We start from the raw sequence: 25,325 nt of genomic DNA on the forward strand, positions 1-25,325 counted from the left end.
GGTGAAATTAAAATTTGATTATACTTAATACGAGCTTAATAAAAATTTTAATATCTTTTTATCGTAAAAAATAGATAAATACTTCCTAGTAAAGTCGCTACAATACCCAAAGGAATTTCATAAGGAAATAAAATGATTTTAGATATGAAATGAGCTAAAAACATTAAGCAAATTCCAAGCAAAGCTGCCACAAAAAGTTGATTATAAAGCTTTTTAATACCCAATAATTTCATAATATGAGGAGCCAATAAACCCACAAAGCTAAAAGGACCTATGCATAAAGCGCTTAAAGCACAAGCAAAGGCACTTAAAACAAGAAAGATAATTCTAATTTTTACCACATTAAGCCCTACACTTAAAGCGCAATTTTCCCCTAAAGAAAAAATCTTCAAACTAGGATATAGCATATATAAGGCTAACAAAAAAATACCTGTATAAATTAATAAAAATAAACTTAAATTTTCATCTATATTAATAAGTCCTGCTTGAGTATAAGCTAAAAAAGTATAAGCTTTAAAATCTCCACTAGCTAAGAAAATTTTGCTCAAAGCATCTGCAAAAAACATTATAGCTATACCTACAAGGATGATTTTTTGCATATTGATATTAAATTTAAAGCTTAAAAAAAATAAAAAGCATAAAACCGATAAAGCCCCTATAATAGCAAAAATTTGAACATATTCTAAAGAAAAATACAAAGCAAATAAAACGCCCAAGCTTGCTCCGGAATTAATCCCTAGCATCTCAGGTGATGCCATAGGATTAAAACTCAATCTTTGTAAGATAAACCCAACCAAAGCTAACAAAACACCGCATAAAAGCAAAATAACAAGTTTATTTAATCTTAATGCTAAAATTTCATTCAATATATTTTTAAAACTCAAAGTTGAAAAATCAAAATATAAATTAAAAAAAAATAGCATCAAAACAAGTAAGATTAAACCTAAAATGATATATTTTTCCTTAAAATAAGAAAAAATATAAATATCATCATCGCTAAAATTTTCTTTTAGCATTTTAAAAACAGCAAAAATAAGTAGCGGAGATCCAAACAATGCCAAAAATCCCCCTGTAGGCAAATCAACCCCTTTTGTAATTTGTAAAATTTGTAAAAATAAATCCACCCCAAACAATAAAAAAAAGCCTAAAAAACCACAAAGCAAAAACTCTTTTCTTGTGTTTTTTATCTTAAAAAATTCCACAAAAATACTCGCAAACAAACCTAAAAAGCTAATCACTCCTACAAAAGAAACCACCAAAGTGATAAAATAAGCACTCAAACACAAGGCAAAAAATTTAACATAAAAGATATTTTGCCCAACACTGCTTGCAAGCTCATCTCCTAAATTTAAAATTTTTAAATAAGGGATAAAAAAATACAAGCTAATTAACGCTATGCTAGAATAACAAAAAAGCTCTATAACATCTTTAAAACCATTTTGAGTAAAATAACCACTATTAAAAAGTAAAAAAGACTTGCTTTCCTCTGGATAAAAAAGAATCATCAAAGAACTTAAAGCACCAAAAACCATCCCACTTATGAGACCTAAAAGGATGATACTTGTAGAATTTAAATGCTTTTTAAGCATAAAAATAAAAATTAAAAATAAAATTAAAAAAGCCCCTAAAAAGCCCATCAACACTTTTGAAATATTTAAAAAATCAGGAAAAAATAAAGTAGCGATTAAAATAGCAAAACTAGCACTTGGAGCCACACCTAAAGTTGTATCACTGGCTAAAGGATTTTGCATCACGATACGCAAAATCAAAGAAGAAAAAGCAAGTAAAAAACCGCACAATAAACACATAAAAAAACGGCTTAAATTATAATTTATAAAAACAAAAGAAAGTAAATTTTCTTGATCATATTTTTTTAAAAAATCAAATTCAAAAAAAAGAAAAATACAAAATAAAGCAATCAATACAAATATACATGAAAAAATAATTTTTTTCACTCAATCACCTTCAAAAGATCTTTAGCAAAACGTCTCATACTCATCAATGATCCCGCACTCCAAATAGGCTCTAATTCATTATAATCCTTAAAAATATTCATTTTTTGATAAAAAGGATTTTGCTTTAATTCTTTATCGAGCACAAAAGGAGTTGGCTTAATCACTATAAATTTTGTCTTTTTTGGAAGTTTTAAAAGATCTAAAAAACTTATGATATCAACGCCCCAAGCATTGTTTGTATTTTTATCATAAGCATTTTTTAAACCAAGTTGATCCAAGACCGCACCAAAAAGACTGTGTTTGTTATAAATTCTTAAATGTTTTTTATCTATAAATTGAACTATAGCAATAGGTTTAGTATAGCGCAATTTCTTTTTAGAAGTTTCAAAAAAGATTCTTGTATCGTCGATAAGATTTAAAGCTTCTTGCTTTTTATTTAAGAGAATTCCTATCTGTAAAACACCTTCGTTGATGCTAGAATACACATCTTTTTTATTTTGATAAAAATCGATGATTTTGATTTTATTTTTTAAAATATGATTATCAATGTTAAACAAAGATGAAGTTATGATTAAATCAGGCTTTAAATTGATCATGTATTCTATATTAGGCTGAACTCTAAGACCAACATCCTTTATATCTTTAGGCAAAGCAGGTTCTTCAACCCAAGTATTGTATATCCTTTTATCTCCAACCGCTAAAGGTTGATAATTTAACATCATCATTGTTTCAGCCATAGTCCAATCTAAAGCGATGATTTTTAATTCTTTAGCTTGTATAAATTCAAATAAAATTAAAAATAAAACGGCAATTTTTTTCATATCAAAAAAGCGCAATAGGAGATTTTCTCTTAGGATGCTCTATAATGTTAGCATCAATATTAAATATATCTTTTAATTTTTCTTCTTGCATAAACTCTTGCTTGCTTGCATTAAAAATAACCCTTCCTTTTTTTAAAGCAATGATTTCATCACAATACAATGCCGCTAAGTTAATATCATGTAAAATCAGCACTATACCTACTTTAAATTCTTTATTTAATCTAGATATTAATTCCATCAATTCAAATTGATACACGATATCCAAAGCAGCCAAAGGTTCATCTAAAAATAAAAATTCGCTTTTTTGAGCCAAAAGCATGGCTAAAAAAGCCCTTGTCTTTTCTCCGCCAGAAAGGGTATGAATTTCTCTATTTGATAAACTTAAAGTATTTGTCAATCTCATCACTTCCTCGATCAATCCTTCATCTTGATTTTTAAAAAACAATTTTTCATAAGAATAACGCCCCATTTTCACAAGTTCTCTTACGCTTAAATATCCTAAATTAGGCAAATGTTGCGGCAAATAAGCTATTTTTTGAGCTAATTTTTTTGAAGGAAGTTTCGCTATATCTTCATCATCAAAGCAAACTTTTCCAGAAGATGGTTTTAATTGTCTGGCTAAAATTTTCAATAAAGTAGATTTTCCTGAACCATTATGCCCCATAAGAGCATAAATTTTATCGTTTTCAAAACATAAATTTGTAGGATAAATAATATATTGATTTTGATTTTTAAAATTTACATTGCAACTTTTTATGAGTGCCATTACCCATCATATCCTCTTTGAAAAACTTAAGCTCGGATTATAACATAAAGAAAAATAAAAAATAAATAAAAAATAATTTTTCTTTAAATTTTAAAATTATATAATTCACATTTTGAAAGTCAATTTCATTATTATAATTAAAATTCAATTTGTTTTTACAAAAAAAGGAGATCTTGTTTTTATGAATAAAATATTCAATTCTTTTTTACTTATTTCAATAAGTGCAAGTTTAGCTTTAGCTAAAGAATCCTCTTATGAACTCGGCGCTGTTAGCGTTGTGGGATCTGTTGAAAAAGGAAGCCAAAGCGTGGATTATCTTAGTCCAAAAAGTATTTCTGTGATCAGCTCTAAACAAATTCAAGAAGAAGGCGCAGAACAACTTGATGAAATCACTCGCTATGAAAGTGGTTTTGTTTCTCAAATTTATGGTGCGGATTTAGATACGACAGATTGGCTTAAATTAAGAGGATTTGATGCAAGTTTGGTTTTAGACGGAACAGCAATTTACAAGGGTGGATATTTTGGATGGTCTCCTGATTTGTATGGTTTAGAAAAAATAGAAGTTGTTAAAGGGGCTGATTCTCTAAGCTATGGCTCTTCTCAAAGCGGCGGCGTGATCAATCTAGTCAGTAAAAGACCTCAAAAAACTCCTATAGCAGAAATTGGAGCTAAGATAGGAAATTTATCTCAAAATGGCTTATTTTTTGATGTTGGAGATAAGGCTTTTAATACAAACAGTAATTTTAGAATCGTAGGAAATTATTTTAGACAAAATGGACAGCTTGATGGAACTTGGCAAGAGCATTACTATTTTGCACCAAGTTTAGCCATAGATATAAATGATGATACTTTTTTAACACTTCTTGCAAGTTTTCAATACGATCAAGGAGTCCCTACAACCGGCTTTTTTCCTGTTTATGGAACCATTATTGATACACCGCAAGGAACAATTAAACCAAGTACAAATTTAGGATCGCCTTTGAGTGATTATCTAAAAAGAAAGCAATATTCCTTAGGATATGAATTCATACATTATTTCAATGATGAATTAACTTTTATGCAAAATTATCGCTACAATATGGAAGATAAAAGTCAATTTGCTGTAAGTTTTTCAGCTTTAGATCTTAACAATCCTACTACAGCCACAAGAAGTTCTATCATCTTAGATGGTATAGCAAGAAGCCATACCTTAGATAATAGACTGATTTTAAAAAATAGCTACAAAGAACTTGAAAATACCCTTACAAGCGGAATAGATTATCAATATATCTATGTCAATGGAAAATATGGTTATGGAAGTGCAGATAAAGTCAATATCTTTGATCCTGATCATACCCCACAAATTAAAAGCAAAGTGCCTACTTATTTAGTAAAACAATCACAATTAGGCTTATATGTCCAAGATAGAGCTAAACTTTATGATAAATGGATTTTGGATCTTGGTATGCGTTTTGATAAAGCTAAAAGCAATGCAAAAAGCTTTGGAAGCAAAAGCGATTATAATGTCAATCACACAACCTTTCAAACAGGCTTAATGTATGTATTTAAAGATATAGGATTGATGCCTTTTGTAAGTTACTCAGGAGCCTTTAGGCCTATAGCTGGAAGCGATGGAGATGGCAAGGATTATAAACCTTATGAAAGCAGACAATACGAAGCTGGTTTTAAATATCTTCCTTATTTTATCGATGGGGAACTCAATCTTTCTTATTTTGACATCCAAGAAAAAAATGCTCTAGTCAATGCTAATCCAAGTGCACCTATACCTGTATCCATACAAGCTGGAAAGCAAAATACTAAAGGTTTAGAACTAAGCTCAAATGTGGCTTTGAGTGAAAGCATAGATTATACTTTAGCTTATACACATTATTTTCAAACTCACACCTCTTTAGATGCATTAAAAACCATAAGAACGCCAATGATGCCAAAAGATATTTTTGCCACTAAAATTTCTCATACCTTTAAAATCGATCATAAGCAAAATTTTAAAAGTAGCTTTGGAATACGCTATATAGGAAGTAGCACCGATGAAGCTGGCAACCCTAATATTAAGGTGCCTTCATACACACTTTATGATCTTGCCTTTAGATATAATTATGATAAATGGAATGTTCAATTAAATATCGATAATATCTTTAATAAAAAATATGTTAGCGGATGTTATTATTCTTGCTATTATGGAGAAGGTATCAAAGGAATTTTATCCGTTTCTTATAAATACTAATCACACTAAATTCTCTTAAGCTTAAGTATGTTATACTCTAGCTTATGAGATTTTTAAATATTATTTTATTTCTACCTTTAGCATTGTTTGGCTCTAATTTAAAAGAACTTATTAATTTAAGTCAAAAAAACGAGCAATATTTTATTAAACAAATTCAAAGCGAACAAGCTAAACTTGCAAGCAGTGAAGCTTTTAGAAATTATTTGCCAAGCCTTAGTTTAAATTCAGCCTACGTGGCTAACAACAAAGATCGTTTTATCATCGATCCTCAAGAAAGTTTATTTGCCAAATTTTCTCTTAATTTTCTACTTTTTGATGGCGGAGCTAGAGAAGCTAATTTAAGGGCTTTAAAAGAACAAGAAAAAATCAGTCTGCTTAGCAAAGAGCAAACTAGAAATTATTTAGCCCTAAATGCAACTACTCTTTATTTTAACTCTTTAAGTTTAAGAAAAATCATAGCCGCAGATGAACAAAAAGTGGAGTTTTTAAAATCAACTTTGCAAAGATTGAAAAAATTTTATTCAACAGGACTTAGTTCTAAGGATGAATTAGAAAGCATAGAGGCTAAATTTCATTTAAGTGTTTTAATGTTACATCAAAATGAATTAAAACTTGAAAATATCCAAAAAGAAATTAGAATTTTAACAGGAGAAAATCTCATCCCTGAAGGCCAAGCGACATTAGAAAAACCTTTTTATGATAAAGTGTTAAATAATTATGACGTGCTTATTGCAAGAGAAAATGTTAATTTAGCTAAAGAAAATGTTAATTTAGCTAAATCTCAATACTATCCTAAATTTTTTATTCAGGATAATTTCGGATTTTACAAAAACAATTACAATCCAAAAGTCCCCTATCCTTTTATTGATATAACCAATGAAATTTTGCAAAAATATTCACAAAATAATCAAATTATTTTAGGTTTAGAATGGAAAATTTTTGATTTTAATTCTAGAGCTAAAAAGGTTGAAAAAGAACGCTTAAATGTGCAAATTGCAAATGCAAATGCGAGATTAAACGAAAGAAAAAACCGCGAAGAATTACTATATTTACTTAAAAATATAAAAGTTTTAAAAGAACAAATTATGGCTTTAAAATCAGCACTTAAAGCTGCTAATATAGCTTTTGAAAGTATAGATAAAAAATACAGCGCAGGACTTGTTTCTTACGTGGAATACTTACAAGCTTTAGAGGCTAAATTTAAAGCTCAAAGCGACTTAGAATTAGCACAAAATGAATTTGAAATCACAAAAGCAAATTATTATTTTAATGCTGGAATACAAATCATTTCAAAGGTGAAACAATGAAAATATTTTTATTTTTAATATTTTCTTTCAATATGATTTTTGCGGAAGAAATTTATGCTAGTTTCAATGTAGAAGCCTCAAAACAAAGCAAATTAGCCATAGAAAGCATAGGAATAGTTTCTCAAATTCCAATCACAATCGGACAAAAGGTTAAAAAGGGGGATCTTTTACTTGCTCTTGATCAAACTAGCGAAAAAATAGCCCTTGAAAATGCTAAAAATTCATATAACCTAGCCTTAGCTCAATACGAAAATACAAAAAGCAAGATGAAAAAAATCAATTCCGTTCAAGATGTTATCGATAAACAAAGCTATGAAGATATGAAAACACAATTTAATATTGCTAGTTTAAATTTAACCAAGGCTAAAATCAATATAGATTACTATAAAAACATACTCGAAAAAAAAGAACTAAGAGCCCCTTATGATGCAATCATTGCAAACAAATTTATACAAATTGGAGAAGGGGTTGGTGGAGTAGCCCAACCTTTAGTAGAAATTTTTTCTTATCCGCAAAGCAAACTTGTTTTAAGCTTTGATGAAAAATATAAAGACAAAGTAAAGGTTGGAGATGAATTTATCTATAAAATAGATCAAAGCGATAATCAAATCAAAGGAAAAATCAGCTTAATTTATCCAAGTATAGAAGTTAAGACAAGAAAAATTTATGCCGAAGTTGAAGCTTCTGGATTAACCCCAGGTCTTTTTGGGGAAGGTAAAATCATTACAAAAGATTAAAATATGTTTAAATTAGCGATAAATAGACCTATTACTGTATTGATGTTTTTTTTAGCACTCATTATTTTTGGGCTTATTTCTGCATTTAACATGAGTGTCAATTTATTTCCTAATGTCTCCATACCTCTTATTAAAATCACAAGCAAAGCAAATGGGGATTTAAATTTTATAGAATCAAAAATCACCAAAGAAATTGAAAATGCCTTGAGTGAAATTGATGGGGTTAAAACCATCACTTCGGTTGCGTATGACAATTTTAGCGTTTCTGTTGTTGAGTTTAAACTTGGAAAAAATCTTGAGGTAGCTGCCAACGATGTAAGAGATAAAATAGGCACCCTAAGCCTTCCAACCAAACCTGAAGTTGAAAAAATAAGCTCTGATTCAGGCTCGGCTATATCACTTTTTCTTTACTCACCCGATAAACTTTCACTGATGCAAAACATCAATGACAAAATTAAACCTTTTTTGCAAAGGGTTGATGGTGTAGGAAAAATCGATGCTAAGGGTTTTTTAAAGCCTCAAATTCGTATCAATTTAAAGCCTGAACAATTACAAAAATATAATCTTAATGCTTATGATGTAGCCAATATCATCAAAAGTCAAAATTTTAAACAAGCTTTAGGAGAATTAAACAATCAAGATGATAATTATATTATCAAAGGTTATTTTGAGGCTAATGATTTAAATGAGTTAAAAAATTTACGCATCAAAACAGGTGTATTTTTAAGCGATATTGCAGACATAAAAAGCCTTTATGAGGATGAAAAACAAAGTGCGATTTATCAAGGTAAAGAAGGTGTGCTTTTAGAGCTTGGTAAAGTAAGCAACTATAACACACTCCAAATGATAAAAAATGTCAAAAAATCTCTAAGCACTTTAGAAAAGCAAATTCCTAGCGATATAAAACTTGACATTGTTTATGATAAAAGTTTAAATATCTACAAACACCTTTCACAGGTTATTTTCGATATGGTTTTGGGTATTTTTTTAACGCTGATTATTGTATTTTTATTTTTGAGAAATTTAAGCGCTACCCTTATTGCTTGTGTTGCCATACCAACTTCGATTATTTCAACTTTTTTTATCATTGATATTTTAGGTTATGATTTAAATCGCCTCACTTTTATCGCTCTAACCCTAAGTATAGGAATTTTTATAGATGATGCCATTGTTGTTATTGAAAATATCGCTAAAAAATTAAAAGAACATTCGCCCTTGCAAGCTGCCTTTTTAGGAGTTAATGAAATAGGTTTTAGTGTATTAAGCATCAGTGTTGTTTTGCTTTGTGTTTTTATCCCTATTTCTTATATGAAATCCATTCCGGGGCTATTTTTTAATGCCCTAGGAATTAGCGTTGCAAGTGGTATTGTGATCAGCTTTTTAGTTTCTATATTTTTAATTCCAAGTTTAAGTGCTAGATTTTTAAATCCTAAAGAAAGCCGATTTTATCAAAGAAGTGAAGCTTTTTTTCAAAAAATAGAAGAAAAATATGAAAATATACTTTATAAAATTTTAAAAAATAAAACTAAATTTATCTTAGCAAGTCTCGTTTTTGTAATCTTATCCTTTGGTTTAGCTAGTCGTATTGGGCTTGATTTTTTACCTATGGAAGATGATAGCGAAATTCAAGTTTTACTTGAAAGTAAGCAGGATTTAAGTTTTGAAGCTATGAGAAAAAAAAGTCTTAATCTACTAGAAAAAATTCAAACAGATGAAAACGTAAAATACGCCTTTTTGATTTTAGGTTATGATGATGCCAAAGACGCTACAAAAGCTAAAATTTATATCAAACTCAAAAATTTAGGCGAGAGAAAGTTAAGGCAAAGTGCGATAGTTAATTTATATCGTCAAAAATTCCAAGAAGATGGTATCAAAATTAAAGTTTTAGAACTTCCAAAAATTGAAGGTGCAGGAATTGATGATCCAGTTCAATTTTTAGTTTTAGGCGATGATTTAGACTCCATAAAACAAGCCGCTAATCGTGCTAAAGAAATTTTAGGAAGCAATTCCCACATTGTAGATATAAGTGATAATGCTAATGCCACAAAAGATGCTGTTGCTTTACACATTAACAAAGAAAAGGCAAAACTTTTAGATGTTAATCCAGAATATATTGCTGCAGTACTAAGTTATTCTTTTTCGCAACTTAGCGTCGGAAGTATGGATAGAGGAAATTCAAAAGATGATCTTATTTTAAGCTTTTCACCTGATTTTAAGAAAAATATAGAAGCATTAAAGCGTATTAATATAAGAAATAATCAAGGTATTAATTTAGATCTTTCAAGCGTGGTTGATTTTTCTTATACTAAAGATTTAAAAACCATCAATCGCTACAATAAAAGCCGATCTATTAAGGTTGCAGCCGGAGTTAATGATATTTCACTAGGAGCCGTTCGAAAACTCTTACTTAACAATATGGATTATATTTTAGGCAAAAATTCAAATCTAAGCTATGCCTTTTCTGGCTTTATAAATCTTTTAGGAGAAACTGTTCAAGGCTTTGCTATGGCTATAGCATTAGCTTTTGTACTAATCTATCTTGTCTTGGCTGCACTTTATGAAAGTCTTATTTTGCCACTCATTATAATGATTACCATGCCTTTAGCCTTTGGAGGAGCTTCTATAGGACTTTTTATCACGGGGTACAATTTCTCACTTTTTGTTTTAATCGCCATCATCTTACTTTTTGGCATGGTAGGAAAAAATGCGATTTTACTTGTGGATGTAGCCAATAAAAAGTGCCATGAGGGCGTAGAACCTGATGAGGCTTTATTGATCGCTGGAAAATCTCGTTTAAGAGCTATTTTAATGACAACTTTTGCAATGATTTTTGCCATGCTTCCACTTGCCATCTCAAGAGGAGCAGGATATGAGTCCAATTCTCCTATGGCTATAGCGATTATTTTCGGTCTTGTTAGCTCAACTCTTTTAACCTTGCTAGTTGTACCAGCACTTTTTAAATTCTGTTACACTCTTGATAGTAAATTAAGAAAGATATATGAAAGAAAAAAAATAGATTAAAAGACTTGATTTAAGTCTTTTAAGCATTGTTTTTATATAGGGCTTTAAGATTATTGTAAGCAATTTGTATCTTTTCAAATTGCTCTCTTGCATAAGCTTTCTCTTGGGCATTTTTTCCTTGATAAAAATCAGGATGATAAAGCTTTACCATCATTAAATATTTTTGTCTGATTTCACTAAGATCATTTTGCGGTGTGCATTCTAAGGTTGCAAAATAGTTATTAAAAAGCTTTGCTAGGGCATTAAATTTCCATTTTGCATTTTCTTTTTTAAAGATATTTTGACGAAAATCTTTATATTCTTGACGATCGACTTCAAAATTAACGCGATATTTTAAATGCTCACTCTCATCAGCAAAAGTCTCAAAAAGTTCCAAGGTATTTTCATCTTTATATTTAAGCATTAAAACATTTGTAATTTCATCATATTCTATTTGATGATCTTTAAAATAATTTTTCATATAAGTTACAAACAATTTTTCATTAGAGCTTAATTGCATTAGAATTTGATTTCCTGCAAAACTTGTTTTTATAAAAAGCATAGGTTTTAGCATATTACTTTGCTCAAAATTAAGCCTAAAAGTTTTAAAATGTGCATCTTTTAAATTCTCTATGCTTTCATTAGAACTCTTGCGATACTTTTGATCTAAAACCTTTAAAAAATATCGACGCTGCGGAATTTCATTTTCTTCAAAAAAAGAAAAAATCTTATTTTTCCGCCCTATAACTTTTGTGAAATTTTTGGTAATTAAGTCTTTAAAATACTGAAAAACGCTAATATCATCAGTATTAACATTGATCGTTTCTAAAGTTTGCACGATTTGCATCTTCTCTCTCCCATAAAACCTCATTTTCAAAAAGAGAACTTGTCCCTTTTAAAATTTCATTAGGTGTATAATCGGCTTTATACGATAAAGATTGACACTTTTTTACAAAATATCCCAAATAAATATATTTTAAATTTTTACTTTTAGCAAATTTAATCTCATTTAAAAGAGAAAATTTGCCCAAGGAAAGATGTGAAAAATCAGGATCGTAAAAACAATAAATACTTGAAATTCCATCTTCAACCTCATCAATAAGATCCACACAAACTAGCTTATTATCAACATAAAAAGCAAGTTCATAACCAAAATCCATAAATCCATCTATATAAAGATTATAATATTGTCTGAAATTTAAATCATACCTTTTCCAGTTCTTCTTATCTTCCATAAAACGATGATATTTATCGTATAAAAATAAATGCTCATTGCTTAAAGCTGGTCTTCTAAGTATCATTTTGGTATTGATATTTTTTTTAAAAACTCTTCTTTCACTACGCGAAAATTTATACTCATCGGCTAAAATTCTAAGACTAAGACATTCTTCGCAATCTTTACAAATTGGACGAGAAAAATATCTTCCAAAGCGTCTCCAGCCTCGTTGGATTAATTTTGTATTGATTTCCTTAGAGCAATTTTGTATATATTTATATTCTATTCTTGAACGTTTTGTTTCTAAATATGGACATTGATCTTCAAGAGTACAAAATCCAATTTCAAACATTAAATTTTCTTAATATCTGAATTTTTAATAAATTCAGAAAATTCATCTTGCAATTTTTCTTCCTTTAGAAAAATTTCTTGCATCTCTTTGTCTAAAATTTTTTCCTGTTTATTTTGTTTTTTTTCTTTTTTTATATCTTTGGCATGAGTTTGCATTTCTTTTTTTATATTTTTTAAACTATCTAAAAAATCCATTTATTTTCCTTTTTTGATTTTTTCAAGTGCCGCTGCGATCACAGCCACCACCTCTTCTTTATTTTCTTGATGATGATCTTGTGTTTTTTCTAATAATTCTTGCAAATGAGTTTCTATAAAAGAAGTATCAAAATAACCTCTTCTGAATTCTCTTGTTTTTGTAATCGCAATTAAAAAAGATATGGTTGTTCTAATATCTAGGGTAAATTCTTTTAAAGCTCTTTCAAGTTTATTAACCGCTAAATCATAACTCGTTGCCCTAACGATTAATTTAGCAAGCATAGAATCATAATAAGGTGGCACGGTATAATCTTTGTAAATATGGCTATCCACTCTTACAGAAGGACCAAGTGCTGGATAATATTCATTGATTTTACCCACACTTGGAGTAAAATTTTTCCACACATTTTCAGCTGTAATTCTAGCTTCTATAGCAAATCCTCTAGGTTTAACATCGCTTTGCTCTATATCTAAAATTTCCCCTGCAGCAATACGAATTTGACGCACGATAAGATCAACCCCTGTAATTTCTTCTGTGATAGGATGTTCAACTTGAATTCTTGTATTCATTTCCATAAAATAAAAACGGTTATAATCATCAAGCAAAAACTCTATCGTTCCTGCATTAGTATAACCCACCGCTTTAGCAGCCGCAACAGCAGTTACACCCATAGTTTTTCTAAGATTATCAGAGATACTAGGACAAGGAGCAATTTCGATCACTTTTTGATGTCTTCTTTGTATAGAGCAATCTCTCTCGCAAAGATGTATTATATTGCCATAATTATCGCCTAAAATTTGAAATTCTATATGACGAGGATTTGTGACAAATTTTTCCATAAACACTTCATCATTTTTAAAATAAGTCAGTGCTTCTCTTTTGCAAGAATCAAAAGCATTTTCAAGCTCTTCTTCTTTATAAACAACGCGAATTCCGCGTCCCCCTCCACCACCTGAAGCTTTTAAGATCACAGGATAACCGATTTTTTCCGCTATAGTTTTAATCTCATTTATACTATAAGAATTTAATTTTTCAGTACCTGGAACAATAGGAATCCCATTTTGTGCCATCAATTTACGTGCGATATTTTTATTGCCCATTTTGTGAATCACTTCAGATTTTGGACCTATAAAAATAATATTTGATTCTTCACAAGCCTTAGCAAATTCATAATTTTCACTTAAAAAACCATAACCTGGGTGGATAGCATCAGCGCCACAAGCCTTGGCAACCTCTATAATCCTAGCAATATCCAAATAACCCTTTATAGCATCACTACCTATTTGATAAGCTTCATCGGCAATTTTTACATGCAAACACTCGCGATCAGGTTCGGTATAAATTGCAACACTTTTGATATGCAAATCCCTACAAGCGCGGATAACTCTAACGGCTATTTCAGCACGATTTGCTATAAGAATTTTATGAATTTGCATCATAGTTTGCCTTTGAAATAATAATACTAAAAGCAATTCTATCAAAATATCCTTATAAAAACTTAGCAAAAAAATTAATTATTTTGGTTATAATAAAACTTTATAAATTTTATTTCCAAAACAAAGAAAAGTAAAAATCAAAATGGTTGCTGATAAGAAATTATTTTATTTAAGTTGTATACTCATCACTATAGGAATAGTTTTTTCATATTCACTGACAGTTTTTACTGTACTTTTTTTTAATTATAATGAATTTCACTTTTTTACTCGCCAACTTTTTTTTGGAGTGAGTGGAATTTTAATCATGTTTTTTATTTCAAGGCTTGATCCAGATAAAAAAAATTCTGAAAGAATTATACTTGCTATTCTTATTGTTTCTTTTATCTTTATCACAATTTTACCTTTTTTACCTTCAGCTTTAGCAACGGCTAGTGGGGGCGCTAAAAGATGGATTCGCTTAGGACCACTTTCTATATCTCCGGTTGAATTTTTTAAAATAGGACTCATTTATTTTCTAGCTTGGAGTTATACAAGACGTATTGATGATAGTAAAAAAGCAATTAAGCATGAGGTTTTAATTCTCTTACCCTATTGTATCGTTGCAACTATAGTTATAGGATATATTTATATTACGCAAAATGATTTAGGGCAAAGCGTTATCTCTTTCTTTTTAATTTTAGCTTTAGCTTTTTTTGCAGGAGCTAGTAAAAGGCTTTTTGCCTTTGGAACTTTAATCATTATGATGGTGGGCATAATGGTTATTTTTAGCAACCAAAGGCGTATCCAAAGAATCGCATCTTGGTGGGGAAATATACAAGATGCCTTTTTGCCAATGCTTCCTGATTGGATGGCTAATGCTTTAAGAGTAAGTACTAATGCAGAGCCATATCAAATTTCACACTCTTTAAATGCTATAGCCCATGGAGGGATATTTGGGGAAGGTTTAGGGCTTGGAACTTTTAAATTAGGTTTTTTAAGTGAAGTTCATACAGACTTTATCCTCTCTGGTATCACAGAAGAAATCGGACTTTTTGGACTCGGAATTATTTGCTTTATTTATCTTTGGATGATTTTAAGAATTTTTAGAATAGCAGGACGTTGCGATAAAAAAGAGCATTTTATCTTTTGCTCTGGCATTGCTTTACTTTTGCTTTTTTCATTTTTTATGAATGCCTTTGGTATTATCTCCCTTACTCCGCTTAAAGGTGTTGCGGTTCCGCTTTTAAGTTATGGTGGAAGTTCCATGTGGGCAATTTGTATAGGCATAGGGTATGTATTGATGATTTCTAAAAAGGTTAAATTATGATCGTTTTAACTGGAGGTGGCACAGGTGGACATCTAGCCATAGTAAGATGTTTATTAGAAAGTGCGCAAAGAAAAAATATAGCTTGTATTTATATAGGCAGTCAAAACGGACAAGATAAAGCGTGGTTTGAAAAAGAAACACGTTTTAAGGATAAATTTTTTCTAAGCTCTCAAGGCGTTGTTAATCAAAGCAAATTCAATAAAATCAATTCTTTTTTACACATTTTAAAACTTTCTAAAGAATGCAGACAAATTTTTAAAGACTATAAAGTAAAAGCTGTTATTAGTGTAGGAGGATACAGCGCAGCACCTGCATCTTTTGGTGCTTTATTTTCTGGAATACCTTTATTTATACATGAACAAAATTCAAAAAGTGGCTCTTTAAATAAGCTTTTAAAACCTTTTTCTAAAAAGTTTTTTAGTGCTTTTGAAGAAGATTTTACGCCTTATCCTGTGGCAGATAAATTTTTTAATCACGCAAGAATTCGCAAAGAATTAAAAAGTATTATTTTTCTAGGAGGCTCTCAAGGAGCTAGTTTTATCAATGAATTAGCTATACAATTAGCACCTAGTTTAAATGAAAAAAATATTAATATTATCCACCAATGTGGAAAAAATGATTTAGAAAAATACAAACTAATTTATCAAAACTTAAATATTAAAGCTGATGTATTTGACTTTAGTCCAAATTTAGAAGAAAAAATGCATATAGCCGATCTGGCTATATCAAGAGCGGGCGCAAGCACACTTTTTGAACTTTGCGCTAATGCTTTGCCTGCTATTTTCATCCCTTATCCTTATGCGGCAAAAAATCATCAATACTTTAACGCTAAATTTTTACAAGATCAAAATTTATGTAAAATTTTTACACAAAATAATGCTAACGTAGATGAAATTTTAAAAACTATTTTAGATACAAATTTAGAAAGTATCTCTAAAAATTTGCAAGATATTATCCAAAAAAATGGATCGGATATTTTACTTGAAAAAATACTTAAGCTTATTTGATAACTTCGCTTTTATAGGATAGATATCCAACAATATTTACTATAATTCCAATTGCAAAAAGCATCACAATGGCGCCTGAAAAATTTCCAAATTGATCATGTAAAAACCCTATAATCCACTGCCCTTGTGCAGCGATTAAATACCCAAAGCCTTGAGCAAAGGCTGAAAGTCTCGCTGCAATTTGTGCATTGTGACTTTTTTGAGCGATAAAAAGCAAAACTATGCCAAAAACACCACCCCAAGGAAAACCCATAATAAAAGCGCCCAAAATAATCATAAATTCATTATTACAAATGAGTAAAATTCCAAAAGATATAGCATACATAGCACACAAAATCGCAATATAGCTTGTGTGGTATTCTTTTTTAATCTTGCCTAAAAGTAAGGGTCCAAAAAGAGAAACTGGCATAGCAACTAATTGCCCAAATAAAAGCATATTGGTTGCAAAATCTTTAGCAAAGCCTTTTTCAGTAACTATTTGAACATACCAAAAAAATAAAGAATAAGCTAAAAAGCTTTGAAATCCCATAAAAAGAGTGATTTTCCATGTTGTAGGGTGTTTAAAAATATTCACTTGTTTAGAAGAAGGTTTTTTAGCTCTAAAAAGCCTTCCATTTTTTGCTTGAGGAAAATAAATCACCAAGGCTATAAAAGCAAAAATAGCCCAAAATACCATGGCTAAAGATAAATTAAAAGCATGAAGTAAAGGCGTAGCTAAAGCAATGCCTACTATAGAAGAGACACTTAAAATAAAGCTATATAAACCCATAACACTTGACATTTGTTTAGGAAATTTTTCTTTGATAAAACTTGGCAAAACTACATTGGCAATCGCTATCCCACAGCCTATAGCAAGCATACCTATAAACAAACCATAAAGCCCTAGATAAGAACGTAAAAGCTCACCAATAAAGATTAAAAAAATTCCTACAATAACCGCACGAATAGCGGAAAAATAACCCACGATAAAGGAAATACTTCCAAAAGCTATCAAAGGCAAACTGGTTAAAATTCCTAAAAAAGTGGAATTTAGATTAAATTCTTCTTTGATAACATCAACCATAGGCCCTATCGTTGTAATAGGGGCTCTAAGATTGAAGGCTATAATGATAACGATAAAAATATTAAGCCAAAAAATTTTTTTAAAAGAAGTCATAATTTCCTTTACTCAAGTTCAACCTTAAGTATTTTACCTTCTGCCATCTTAGGAATCCATAAATTATTTTTATCTAAAAATATATCCGCTGGTCCTTTTATCAAAGGAAGATCAAGTTTTTTAACACTTTTATTTTTTAAATTTAAAGCATAAATTACACCTTTTAGATCTTTTCCCCAAGAACTTACATATAAAATATTATTTTTTAAAACTATACCATCATAAGGTTCTTTTTCGCTTTTGATCACTTGAATTTTCTTATTTTTAAGATCATAGCTTAAAACCACTCCTCCGCTAACTCCACTAGGATCATATCCAGCGATATAAAGAAGGTTTTGGTGTAAAAACAAACCATTTGGGCCGCCAAATTCTTTAAGATCTAATTTTAACAATTCATCATATTTTTTTGTTTTCAAATCAATCTTATGGACAATACCCGTTCCTGTATCGCTGATTAAAAGCGTTGTATCATTAAGCTTTTCTATATCGTTAAGAAAAATCGCTCCTTTTATAGGCAAAGTAAAAACCTCTTTTTTAGTGGATAGATCAAAACCTTTTAGCGTATCAATATCCACAACATATAAAATATTGTCAATTTCTTTCATACCTTTTGGAGCATTTAAACCACTCAAAAATTTATATTCTAAAACTTTTCCATTTTTATCAAGTTTAGAAATAAAACCATCATTATCCTTTGCTAAAGGCTCAAGCTTTTTTCCTACATTGGAAACATATACGGCATTTTTATCTACAAAAACACTTTCAGGACTTAAAAATCCTTCAATTTCTTGATATTTTAACTCACCAGCTAAAGCACAAGTTGCTAACAAAGCTAGACTTAAAATATATTTTTTCATTTTATCTCCTTGTTAAAAAATTAAAAAAATTATATATTTTAAAAAAAATAAAATGTATTAGTTTTTTGATTAAAAATATAAGTTTTTTGATTTTTGATATTGCTTAGGAGTCATTTTGTAGCTTTTTTTAAATCTTTCTATAAACCAAGATATAGAAGAAAAGGAACATTCTGTCGCTATTTCATTGATATTTTTTTTAGAAAATTCAAGCAAAAATTTAGCCTTTTGCAAACGTTTTTCATCCAACCATCTTTTTGGACTCATCTTAAAGCATTTTTTAAATTCTCTAGAAAAACTCGCCAAATCAAGCTTGGCAAAATCGGCCATTTCTTGAACACTTAAAAATTCTTTCTCACAATACTCAAAAAGCTGAGATAAATCCAGACGAAATTCTTTTAAAATTTCAGCTAAAAAAGTGATAAAATTTGAATTTTTATTTAAAAGCAAATGCAAAAAAATCTCTTCAAATTTTAAATTAATAATTGGATCTAAAATTTGCGTATTTTCATCAAAATATGGATTAAAGCTTTCTAAAATTCCTTGCAAAATTTTATCATTTCGTATCCAAAAAATTTCATCATTTAAGCAAGAGGGATTAAAATTGAGCAAATGCTTGTATTTATAAATTAGTTCTATTAAAAAAGCATTATCAAAGAAAAATAAATGCGCTTCATAAATTCCATCTTTTAAACCTATATTGCTAAGGGTGTAATTTCCTGATTTTAAAAACAAAACCTCATAAGAATTAATTCTATAATCTTTTTTAGATGTGTGTAAAATTTTATAGCCTTTTTTGACAAAGGTTAAAAGATGTTTTTGTAAATTTATGTAATTAGAATGAAAAGAATCTTTTTGGATATATCTTGCAAAGGTGCAAAATTGAAAATTCTTATAATTAATATTTTTTAATTTTCTAAGATCTTGGGGTAAAACTATATGTCTACTCGCATTTTTGTCTGCATTCATTTAAATAAACTTTTAATTTTTTTTCATTCATCAAAGCTTCTCTCATGCAAACTCCAGCTATATCTAAATTTTTAAGTTTTTCAATATTTTCTAGATTAATCCCACCTATGGCATAAAGTGGAATTTTGCTAAAAGTAAGTAAGGAATTTAAAAACTCAATTCCTCTAGGCTTTAAATCCTTCTTGCAAGAACTTTCAAAAATATGTCCAGCAAAAGCATAATTAACCTTATAATTTATAGCCTCTAAAAGCTCTTCTTTGCTATGGATGGAAGTTCCAAGCAAATGAAAATACCGAGCCAATCTAGGCTCTTGTCTTAATAAACTAAGCGGTGCATGAAAATATCTATGATTTAATTTCAAACATTGTCTGTCAAAAAAATGCAAAATACAAGTAAGCTTTTGCTTAGAGCAAATTTGCAAAACTTCTTTAGCTAAGTCATAGTACTCAAACTCACTCAAATCTTTTTCTCTAAGCACAAAAGCATCTACACCTGATTTGGCAATTTTTTCAACCTGTTTTAAAAAACCATCCTCAACAATTTTTCGATCGCTTATAGCGATAATCTTTTTATCCCACATAGATACTATCACTCATCACAGCTTGCAAATTTGCATTTTTAAGCATGGTTAAAATTTCTTCTACGCTTCTTTCATCTGAAATTTCAAACTGATCATCGCCTTTTTTTTCACCGCTATGCTCGCCAATCCCTACGCTAACTCCCGCACTCATTTTAGTCGCCCCAAGCTTAATCACCTCATCCCTAAAACCTATTCTTTCACGGCTTGATATCGTAATTCCCGCAAAAGGTAAAAAAAGTCTATACGCGCAAAGCACTTGCAAAAGACGCTTTTCGCTCACATCTTTAGGATGAATTTTAGCATTGTTGATGATAGGTCTTAAACGTGGTACAGAAAGAGAAATTTCAGCATGTGGATATTTTTGCTGTAAAAAATACGCGTGTAAAGCCGTAGCCAAAGCATCTTTTCTAAAATCATCTATGCCCAAAAGTGCAGCAAAAGCAACCCCTCTCATACGCGCTTTTAAAGCTCTTTCTTGAGCGTTAAAACGATAAGGAAAAATGCGTTTTTCACCGCCAAGATGAATTTTGGAATATTTTAAAGGATTATAAGTTTCTTGAAAAATAGTCACATAATCACAGCCATTTTCATGCAAAATTTTATACTCATCTTCATTCATAGGGTAAATTTCAACCCCTATAACTTTAAAATACTTTTTTGCGATAGCACAAGCTTTTGCGATGTATTCTACATTTGCAAATTCTCTTCCTTCCCCTGTTAATAACAAAATTTCTTGCAAACCTGTTTTTGCAATCGCTTTCATCTCTTTGTGAATTTCATCTTCATTAAGCTTTGCTCTTGCGATTTTATTACCCTTTTGAAAACCACAATACACGCACTTAGAATTACAATAATTTGACAAATAAAGCGGAGTAAAAAGCGATATAGAATTTCCAAAATATTTTATTTTTGTCTTTGATGATTTAAAAGCTAATTCCTCGATAAATTCTTCAGCTGCACTTGAAAGCAAAGCTTTTAAATTTCCTATGCTTAAATGGGCAGAATTTAAAGCTTCTTCAACATCTTTAGCGCTAAATTTAGCCTCATCATAATCTTTTATTTCAAACAAAACTTTATCTAAAATATCACTTTTTATTTCTTGCATGTGAGGCAAATATTGCATAAAATCTTGCATGATTAATCCCTTAAAAATCCTGTTAAAGGAGAACTTGCCTTAGCCTCACTCACACTTGCTAAACCGGCTAAATAACCCTCTCTTCCCGCTTTTATCGCCAAAGAAAAAGCCTTAGCCATTAAAGCGATATTTTTTGCTTCAGCTATGGCCGTATTTGCCATAACAGCACTCACTCCCATTTGCATTGCCTCACAAGCTTGAGATGGACTGCCAATACCCGCATCTACAATAATAGGAAGATCGATTTCATTGAGTAAAATTTGTATGAATTCTTTAGCACACAAGCCTTTATTACTTCCTATAGGTGCTGCCAAAGGCATGATAGCCGCCGCTCCAGCATCTCTCATCGCTCTAGCCGCATAAAGATCAGCATACATATAAGGCAAAGGTGTAAAACCATCTTTTGCTAAAAGTTCGCAAGCTTTGATCGTTTCGTAATTATCCGGCAATAAATATTTACTATCGCTAATCACCTCGATCTTTATAAGCTCTCCGCATCCTAACTCCCTTGAAAGCCTTGCTATACGTAAAGCTTCTTGAGCATTTCTTGCCCCTGAAGTGTTAGGTAAAAGAGTAATATTTTTTGGAATATAATCTAAGATATTTTCAACCTCTCCCGTATAAGCACGGCGTAAAGCTAGAGTGATGATCTGTGCTCCTGCTTCTTCGATGGCTGATTTGATCAACTCAAGTGAAAATTTACCCGATCCTAAAATAAAACGTGAGTTAAATTCATATTTTCCAATTTTTAATTTATCATCCATTTTTACTCCTTGTTAGCTAAAAGTTCTAAAACCAAATTAGCTTGATGTCCTGCACAAATATTAACCCGTGGTGCCATCAGTCCATTTCCAACTTGTGCTGCATTCACCAAATCCCCACAAACATAGAATTTTTTTGCAATTTTTCTCGTTTGTATGCTATTGCTATCGCCATAACCCGCAAGTCCTGAAGCACAGATTAAAGTTATATCAGGATAAAATTTATGAAAATTTTGCGCGATCATAGCTTTTGCTAAAGGCGTATCAAAAGCTTCACAAACAATATTTATATCCTTAAATAAATGGGCTAAATTTTGCTCATCTATCTTTAAAGTTTCAATTTCAATTTGCGTGTAAGGATTGATTTCTTTGATTTGCTCTTTTAAAGCCTCGGTTTTAAATTTACCCAAATCACACACGCGATAAGCTTGGCGGTTAAGATTGCTAGGCTCTACCACATCAAAATCGATGAGTTTTAAAGCCCCTATTCCACTTCTTGCTAACATGATGGCTATATGAGAGCCAAGGCCGCCTAAGCCACACACCGCAACACTTGAATTTTTTAATTTATCGTGAAGTTTTGGAGTGTGTCTTGCTCTCATCATCGCATCAAGTGCATCTTTTGGAGGCAAAGTATTTTTTTGTATGCAAAAAAGCTCATCATTTTCATTTAAATTTAAATCTTCTTTTGTTGCAAAGCCATTGACTATCCAAACATCATTTTCATTTTCACTCACACTTTGAAAAAATTCCAAAGTGCTTTTAAAAGAGGTTTTAAGCTCTTTACCATTGAATTTTATTTTCATCAGCCACCCCCTACAAAACTTACAATTTCAGCCTTATCATTTTCTTTTAAAATCAAATTTTCAAAACGATCCTTTGGGATAATTTCTCCGTTTAATTCTAAGGCGATGAGTTCGATTTTATAACCCTTTTCTTTTAAAAAATCCATCAATCTTAATTCTTTTAAATCAAGCTTTTCACCATTGATAATCATTGCTAGCCTCTAAAAATTTTCTATAAAATCTTTATAAATTTCACAAAGCTTTTCAAAATCTTCCACGCTTACTCTTTCATCAATAGCGTGAATTCTATCGTTGCATACCCCAAATTCGCATACACTTATACCAAATTCCGCTAAAAATCTTGCATCGCTTGTGCCACCTTTAGTATTGAAACTCGGAACGCGTTGCGTGATCTTTTGGATGCTTTCGTTTAATTTTTGCACCACTTTATTATCATGATGAGTTAAAAAAGGTTTTGAACTTTGTTTGATTTCTAATTCATAATTTAAACCATGACAAATTTTATCGATATAATTTTTCACATCATCTAAAGTTGTATCTGGAGAATTTCTAACATTAAACATCAATTTTAGATCATTTGGAGTTACATTGCATACCTCAAGTCCTCCCCTAATATCAGTAATGACTATCTTAGAAGGAGTAAAATCTGCACTACCAGGATCAAGATCAAAGCCCGCTAAAAATTTCAAAGCATGAGAAAAATCATGGATGGGATTGATACATTTCTCAGGATACGCAGCATGTCCTTGTTTTCCACGTATGAGAATTTTACCATTGATAGAACCTCTGCGTCCTATTTTGATACTATCTCCTAGATATTTTTCACAAGTTGGCTCACCCACTATAGCAAAATCAGGCAAGATATTTTCTTCTTGCATGAATTTAAGAAGCTCTAAAGTTCCGTATTTTGCTTCCCCTTCCTCATCACTTGTTAGTATTAAAGAAAGTCTAGAGCCTTTAAAATTCGCATTTTTAACCGCATGGATAAAAGCAGCTACACCGCTTTTCATATCTTGAGCACCCCTTGCATAAATAAAGCCTTCTTTTTCTACAGGTTTAAAAGGATCGCTTTGCCAACCCTCACCCGCAGGCACAACATCTACATGGCCGCAAAATGCTAAATGATCGCCTCCATCTTGAAATTTTTTTGTCAATAATAAATTTTTTACACCCTCTTTTTCCACAAAAAAAGCTTCAAAATCGCTAAGTTCTAAGGCGATAAAATTTAAAATTCCATCATCTTTTGGCGTGATGGATTTAAATTTTAAAAGCTCGATTAAAAGTTCTTTGGCATTCATTTTTTATCCTATAAAAGTTTTATACAACAAACTAAGGGCAAAATATTCTATAATCAAAGCTGAAACTATATTTACAATCTTAATAACCTTTGCACCAAAGAAATGTTTATATTTAGCCACAAAGAAAGACAAGGCAAAAACCCAAGCTATGATAGAAATGATAAGCCCAACAGTCATAATATAAGGATGTCCATCTCCGATAATCACCCCAGCTGTACTTAACCAAAATCCTATAACAAAAGGATTTGTTCCATTTAAAAAACATCCTTTGATATAACTTTTTAAAAGACTTTCTTTAAAATCTTGATTTTGCAGATCTAAAGCTTCGCTTTTTTTTCTAACCATTAAAAAAGCCATATAGCTTAAAAAACAAAAGCCAAAAATAGCCAAGATATATTTAAAAATATCATTGTTTAAAAAGCTCAAAAGCCCAAATTGCAATAAAAAAAGATAAAGCATATCGACACTAAAAGCCCCAAAGCCTACCGCTAATGAATTTTTAAAAGATCTTAAAGCATAGGTTAAGATCAAAATATTAACCGGCCCAAAAGGAACACTAACGCCAAATCCTAAAATCAATCCATTCAACAAAGAATCAAACATTAACTCTCCATAAATTCTTCAATATCTAGTGCAATTTTATCAATCGCACTTACAACATCTTCAATATAAATTTTATCAAAATATTTTTCTAAATTATCATCTTTATCATAAATATTTAAAATACTTTTTTCACACATGCTAGCGTATTGCCCTACTGGCAAAACTGCTCCGCTTGTGCCTATGCTGATAAAAAGCGAAGTTTGCTCAAGCAAAGAATAAAGAGTGGCATACATAGGCGCCGCCTCTTCAAACATGACTATATTGTGTCTTAAATTTTCACTTTTGCATTTAGGGCAAAATTTACCGGCCATTTTTTCATAGCCGATACTAAAAATTTCACCGCATTTTAGGCAACGAAGTTCAGGTAAAAAGCCGTGCAAATGGATCACATCTTTACACGCTGCACGCTCAAGCAAATCATCGACATTTTGTGTGATGACAAAAAGATTTTTACCCCATTTTTGCTTAAGTTCTGCTATTTTTTTATGGGCATGATTTGGCTCTACGTTTTTAAGCTGCTCTCTTCTTTCATCGTAAAAATCAAGCACTTTTTTAGGATTTTTCCTAAAAGCTGTTGCGGAGCAAACCTCCATCACATCGTATTCTTCCCAAAGTCCGTCATTGTCTCTAAAAGTTTTAAGTCCGCTTGGAGCAGATAACCCTGCCCCGCTTAATATCATTATATTTTTCATCACTAAACCTTGAATTTTTCAAAGTCTAGCACAAAATACTTTAAAAAATATTTTTATATTTATATAATTTTTTTTGATAATAATCCTTTATGTTTTTTAGTTTTTTAAGCTCCAAATCTTTTATATAACTTTCCATAAATTGCCAATTT

The 25,325-nt window shown here is 30.5% G+C and carries 24 protein-coding genes; 6 read left to right on the forward strand and 18 right to left on the reverse strand.

All coding sequences use genetic code 11. The annotated features are described in order from the left end of the window. Positions 1–47: 47 nt before the first annotated feature. From H2279_RS07275 to H2279_RS07285, 3 genes are read right to left on the reverse strand one after another with little or no spacing between them, the layout of a single operon-like run. The gene (locus tag H2279_RS07275) at positions 48–1,955 is read right to left on the reverse strand and encodes an iron ABC transporter permease (RefSeq protein WP_337196100.1); all 1,908 of its coding nucleotides are present in this window, start codon (positions 1,953–1,955) and stop codon (positions 48–50) included. Further along, positions 1,952–2,776: an ABC transporter substrate-binding protein gene (locus tag H2279_RS07280; RefSeq protein ID WP_337196101.1), complete on the reverse strand. Its 825-nt coding sequence runs from the start codon at positions 2,774–2,776 to the stop codon at positions 1,952–1,954. Before H2279_RS07280 ends, H2279_RS07275 begins: the two co-directional genes overlap by 4 nt. 1 nt (position 2,777) lies before the next feature. Further along, positions 2,778–3,542: an ABC transporter ATP-binding protein gene (locus H2279_RS07285; protein WP_337196102.1), complete on the reverse strand. Its 765-nt coding sequence runs from the start codon at positions 3,540–3,542 to the stop codon at positions 2,778–2,780. Positions 3,543–3,723: 181 nt separating this feature from the next. Here H2279_RS07285 and H2279_RS07290 point away from each other — a divergent pair, with 181 nt between their 5' ends. Genes H2279_RS07290 through H2279_RS07305 form a run of 4 tightly spaced genes read left to right on the forward strand, consistent with a single transcriptional unit; the run spans position 3,724 to position 10,831 of the window. After that, a complete protein-coding gene (locus H2279_RS07290; protein ID WP_337196103.1) occupies positions 3,724–5,766 on the forward strand; it encodes a TonB-dependent siderophore receptor in 2,043 nt (680 codons plus the stop codon). 44 nt (positions 5,767–5,810) lie between these two features. Then, positions 5,811–7,073, forward strand: coding sequence for a TolC family protein (locus tag H2279_RS07295; protein WP_337196104.1), 1,263 nt, complete (start codon positions 5,811–5,813; stop codon positions 7,071–7,073). Continuing rightward, a complete protein-coding gene (locus H2279_RS07300) occupies positions 7,070–7,810 on the forward strand; it encodes an efflux RND transporter periplasmic adaptor subunit (RefSeq protein ID WP_337196105.1) in 741 nt (246 codons plus the stop codon). Before H2279_RS07295 ends, H2279_RS07300 begins: the two co-directional genes overlap by 4 nt. Before the next feature lie 3 nt (positions 7,811–7,813). Continuing rightward, positions 7,814–10,831 (forward strand): efflux RND transporter permease subunit, encoded by a 3,018-nt coding sequence (locus H2279_RS07305; protein WP_337196106.1) that lies wholly within the window; start codon positions 7,814–7,816, stop codon positions 10,829–10,831. Positions 10,832–10,850: 19 nt separating this feature from the next. Here H2279_RS07305 and H2279_RS07310 read toward each other — a convergent pair whose 3' ends face one another. From H2279_RS07310 to H2279_RS07325, 4 genes are read right to left on the reverse strand one after another with little or no spacing between them, the layout of a single operon-like run. Then, positions 10,851–11,657 carry an adenylosuccinate lyase gene (locus H2279_RS07310; RefSeq protein WP_337196107.1) on the reverse strand — a complete coding sequence of 269 codons (807 nt, stop codon included), beginning with the start codon at positions 11,655–11,657 and terminating at the stop codon, positions 10,851–10,853. Continuing rightward, positions 11,620–12,378, reverse strand: a complete 759-nt coding sequence (locus H2279_RS07315; protein WP_337196108.1) for an arginyltransferase — start codon at positions 12,376–12,378, stop codon at positions 11,620–11,622. Before H2279_RS07315 ends, H2279_RS07310 begins: the two co-directional genes overlap by 38 nt. Next, a complete protein-coding gene (locus H2279_RS07320) occupies positions 12,378–12,533 on the reverse strand; it encodes a hypothetical protein (RefSeq protein ID WP_442862192.1) in 156 nt (51 codons plus the stop codon). The genes H2279_RS07315 and H2279_RS07320 overlap by 1 nt, the downstream gene beginning before the upstream one ends. Positions 12,534–12,572: 39 nt before the next feature. After that, positions 12,573–14,012: an acetyl-CoA carboxylase subunit A gene (locus H2279_RS07325; RefSeq protein WP_337196115.1), complete on the reverse strand. Its 1,440-nt coding sequence runs from the start codon at positions 14,010–14,012 to the stop codon at positions 12,573–12,575. A 139-nt stretch (positions 14,013–14,151) separates the two neighbouring features. On the opposite strand from H2279_RS07325, the gene ftsW reads away from it, so the two are divergent. Both ftsW and murG read left to right on the forward strand, forming a co-directional pair. Next, on the forward strand, positions 14,152–15,315 hold the full coding sequence (gene ftsW / locus H2279_RS07330) for a putative lipid II flippase FtsW (protein ID WP_337196110.1): 1,164 nt from the start codon (positions 14,152–14,154) through the stop codon (positions 15,313–15,315). Beyond that, positions 15,309–16,322: an undecaprenyldiphospho-muramoylpentapeptide beta-N-acetylglucosaminyltransferase gene (gene murG, locus H2279_RS07335; RefSeq protein ID WP_442862193.1), complete on the forward strand. Its 1,014-nt coding sequence runs from the start codon at positions 15,309–15,311 to the stop codon at positions 16,320–16,322. The genes ftsW and murG overlap by 7 nt, the downstream gene beginning before the upstream one ends. Here murG and H2279_RS07340 read toward each other — a convergent pair. From H2279_RS07340 to H2279_RS07390, 11 genes are all read right to left on the reverse strand, one after another. After that, positions 16,315–17,478 (reverse strand): MFS transporter, encoded by a 1,164-nt coding sequence (locus H2279_RS07340; RefSeq protein WP_137623386.1) that lies wholly within the window; start codon positions 17,476–17,478, stop codon positions 16,315–16,317. The two genes, murG and H2279_RS07340, sit on opposite strands and share 8 nt — an antisense overlap. 8 nt (positions 17,479–17,486) lie before the next feature. Next, positions 17,487–18,335, reverse strand: coding sequence for a YncE family protein (locus H2279_RS07345; protein WP_337196111.1), 849 nt, complete (start codon positions 18,333–18,335; stop codon positions 17,487–17,489). Positions 18,336–18,404: 69 nt separating this feature from the next. Continuing rightward, the gene (locus H2279_RS07350; protein ID WP_137623388.1) at positions 18,405–19,301 is read right to left on the reverse strand and encodes a helix-turn-helix domain-containing protein; all 897 of its coding nucleotides are present in this window, start codon (positions 19,299–19,301) and stop codon (positions 18,405–18,407) included. Beyond that, the gene (locus H2279_RS07355) at positions 19,276–19,881 is read right to left on the reverse strand and encodes a thiamine phosphate synthase (RefSeq protein ID WP_337196116.1); all 606 of its coding nucleotides are present in this window, start codon (positions 19,879–19,881) and stop codon (positions 19,276–19,278) included. The genes H2279_RS07350 and H2279_RS07355 overlap by 26 nt, the downstream gene beginning before the upstream one ends. Beyond that, on the reverse strand, positions 19,871–21,016 hold the full coding sequence (thiH, locus tag H2279_RS07360) for a 2-iminoacetate synthase ThiH (protein WP_337196112.1): 1,146 nt from the start codon (positions 21,014–21,016) through the stop codon (positions 19,871–19,873). The genes H2279_RS07355 and thiH overlap by 11 nt, the downstream gene beginning before the upstream one ends. 2 nt (positions 21,017–21,018) lie before the next feature. Then, the gene (locus H2279_RS07365) at positions 21,019–21,780 is read right to left on the reverse strand and encodes a thiazole synthase (protein WP_137621492.1); all 762 of its coding nucleotides are present in this window, start codon (positions 21,778–21,780) and stop codon (positions 21,019–21,021) included. A 2-nt stretch (positions 21,781–21,782) separates the two neighbouring features. Continuing rightward, positions 21,783–22,586: a thiamine biosynthesis protein ThiF gene (thiF, locus tag H2279_RS07370; RefSeq protein WP_337196117.1), complete on the reverse strand. Its 804-nt coding sequence runs from the start codon at positions 22,584–22,586 to the stop codon at positions 21,783–21,785. Beyond that, a complete protein-coding gene (gene thiS, locus H2279_RS07375; protein ID WP_137623392.1) occupies positions 22,583–22,774 on the reverse strand; it encodes a sulfur carrier protein ThiS in 192 nt (63 codons plus the stop codon). The genes thiF and thiS overlap by 4 nt, the downstream gene beginning before the upstream one ends. A 9-nt stretch (positions 22,775–22,783) precedes the next feature. Continuing rightward, entirely contained in the window at positions 22,784–23,881 is a 1,098-nt protein-coding gene (gene dapE / locus H2279_RS07380) for a succinyl-diaminopimelate desuccinylase (protein ID WP_337196113.1), read from the reverse strand. 3 nt (positions 23,882–23,884) lie between these two features. Next, entirely contained in the window at positions 23,885–24,484 is a 600-nt protein-coding gene (locus tag H2279_RS07385) for a LysE family transporter (protein ID WP_137623397.1), read from the reverse strand. Then, positions 24,484–25,176, reverse strand: coding sequence for an SIR2 family NAD-dependent protein deacylase (locus H2279_RS07390; protein WP_337196114.1), 693 nt, complete (start codon positions 25,174–25,176; stop codon positions 24,484–24,486). The genes H2279_RS07385 and H2279_RS07390 overlap by 1 nt, the downstream gene beginning before the upstream one ends. Positions 25,177–25,325: the final 149 nt, after the last annotated feature.

It is taken from the genome of Campylobacter sp. B0100352/1, assembly GCF_020135855.1.
Taxonomy (GTDB): Bacteria; Campylobacterota; Campylobacteria; order Campylobacterales; family Campylobacteraceae; genus Campylobacter_D; species Campylobacter_D taeniopygiae.

Coding starts and splice junctions, on each gene's coding strand:
- H2279_RS07280 (WP_337196101.1), bottom strand. CDS start 2,776: ATGAAAAAAATTGCCGTTTTATTTTTAATTTTATTTGAATTTATACAA.
- H2279_RS07285 (WP_337196102.1), bottom strand. CDS start 3,542: ATGGCACTCATAAAAAGTTGCAATGTAAATTTTAAAAATCAAAATCAA.
- H2279_RS07290 (WP_337196103.1), top strand. CDS start 3,724: ATGAATAAAATATTCAATTCTTTTTTACTTATTTCAATAAGTGCAAGT.
- H2279_RS07295 (WP_337196104.1), top strand. CDS start 5,811: ATGAGATTTTTAAATATTATTTTATTTCTACCTTTAGCATTGTTTGGC.
- H2279_RS07300 (WP_337196105.1), top strand. CDS start 7,070: ATGAAAATATTTTTATTTTTAATATTTTCTTTCAATATGATTTTTGCG.
- H2279_RS07305 (WP_337196106.1), top strand. CDS start 7,814: ATGTTTAAATTAGCGATAAATAGACCTATTACTGTATTGATGTTTTTT.
- H2279_RS07310 (WP_337196107.1), bottom strand. CDS start 11,657: ATGCAAATCGTGCAAACTTTAGAAACGATCAATGTTAATACTGATGAT.
- H2279_RS07315 (WP_337196108.1), bottom strand. CDS start 12,378: ATGTTTGAAATTGGATTTTGTACTCTTGAAGATCAATGTCCATATTTA.
- H2279_RS07320 (WP_442862192.1), bottom strand. CDS start 12,533: ATGCAAACTCATGCCAAAGATATAAAAAAAGAAAAAAAACAAAATAAA.
- H2279_RS07325 (WP_337196115.1), bottom strand. CDS start 14,012: ATGATGCAAATTCATAAAATTCTTATAGCAAATCGTGCTGAAATAGCC.
- ftsW (WP_337196110.1), top strand. CDS start 14,152: ATGGTTGCTGATAAGAAATTATTTTATTTAAGTTGTATACTCATCACT.
- H2279_RS07340 (WP_137623386.1), bottom strand. CDS start 17,478: ATGACTTCTTTTAAAAAAATTTTTTGGCTTAATATTTTTATCGTTATC.
- H2279_RS07345 (WP_337196111.1), bottom strand. CDS start 18,335: ATGAAAAAATATATTTTAAGTCTAGCTTTGTTAGCAACTTGTGCTTTA.
- H2279_RS07350 (WP_137623388.1), bottom strand. CDS start 19,301: ATGAATGCAGACAAAAATGCGAGTAGACATATAGTTTTACCCCAAGAT.
- H2279_RS07355 (WP_337196116.1), bottom strand. CDS start 19,881: ATGTGGGATAAAAAGATTATCGCTATAAGCGATCGAAAAATTGTTGAG.
- thiH (WP_337196112.1), bottom strand. CDS start 21,016: ATGCAAGATTTTATGCAATATTTGCCTCACATGCAAGAAATAAAAAGT.
- H2279_RS07365 (WP_137621492.1), bottom strand. CDS start 21,780: ATGGATGATAAATTAAAAATTGGAAAATATGAATTTAACTCACGTTTT.
- thiS (WP_137623392.1), bottom strand. CDS start 22,774: ATGATTATCAATGGTGAAAAGCTTGATTTAAAAGAATTAAGATTGATG.
- dapE (WP_337196113.1), bottom strand. CDS start 23,881: ATGAATGCCAAAGAACTTTTAATCGAGCTTTTAAAATTTAAATCCATC.
- H2279_RS07385 (WP_137623397.1), bottom strand. CDS start 24,484: ATGTTTGATTCTTTGTTGAATGGATTGATTTTAGGATTTGGCGTTAGT.
- H2279_RS07390 (WP_337196114.1), bottom strand. CDS start 25,176: ATGAAAAATATAATGATATTAAGCGGGGCAGGGTTATCTGCTCCAAGC.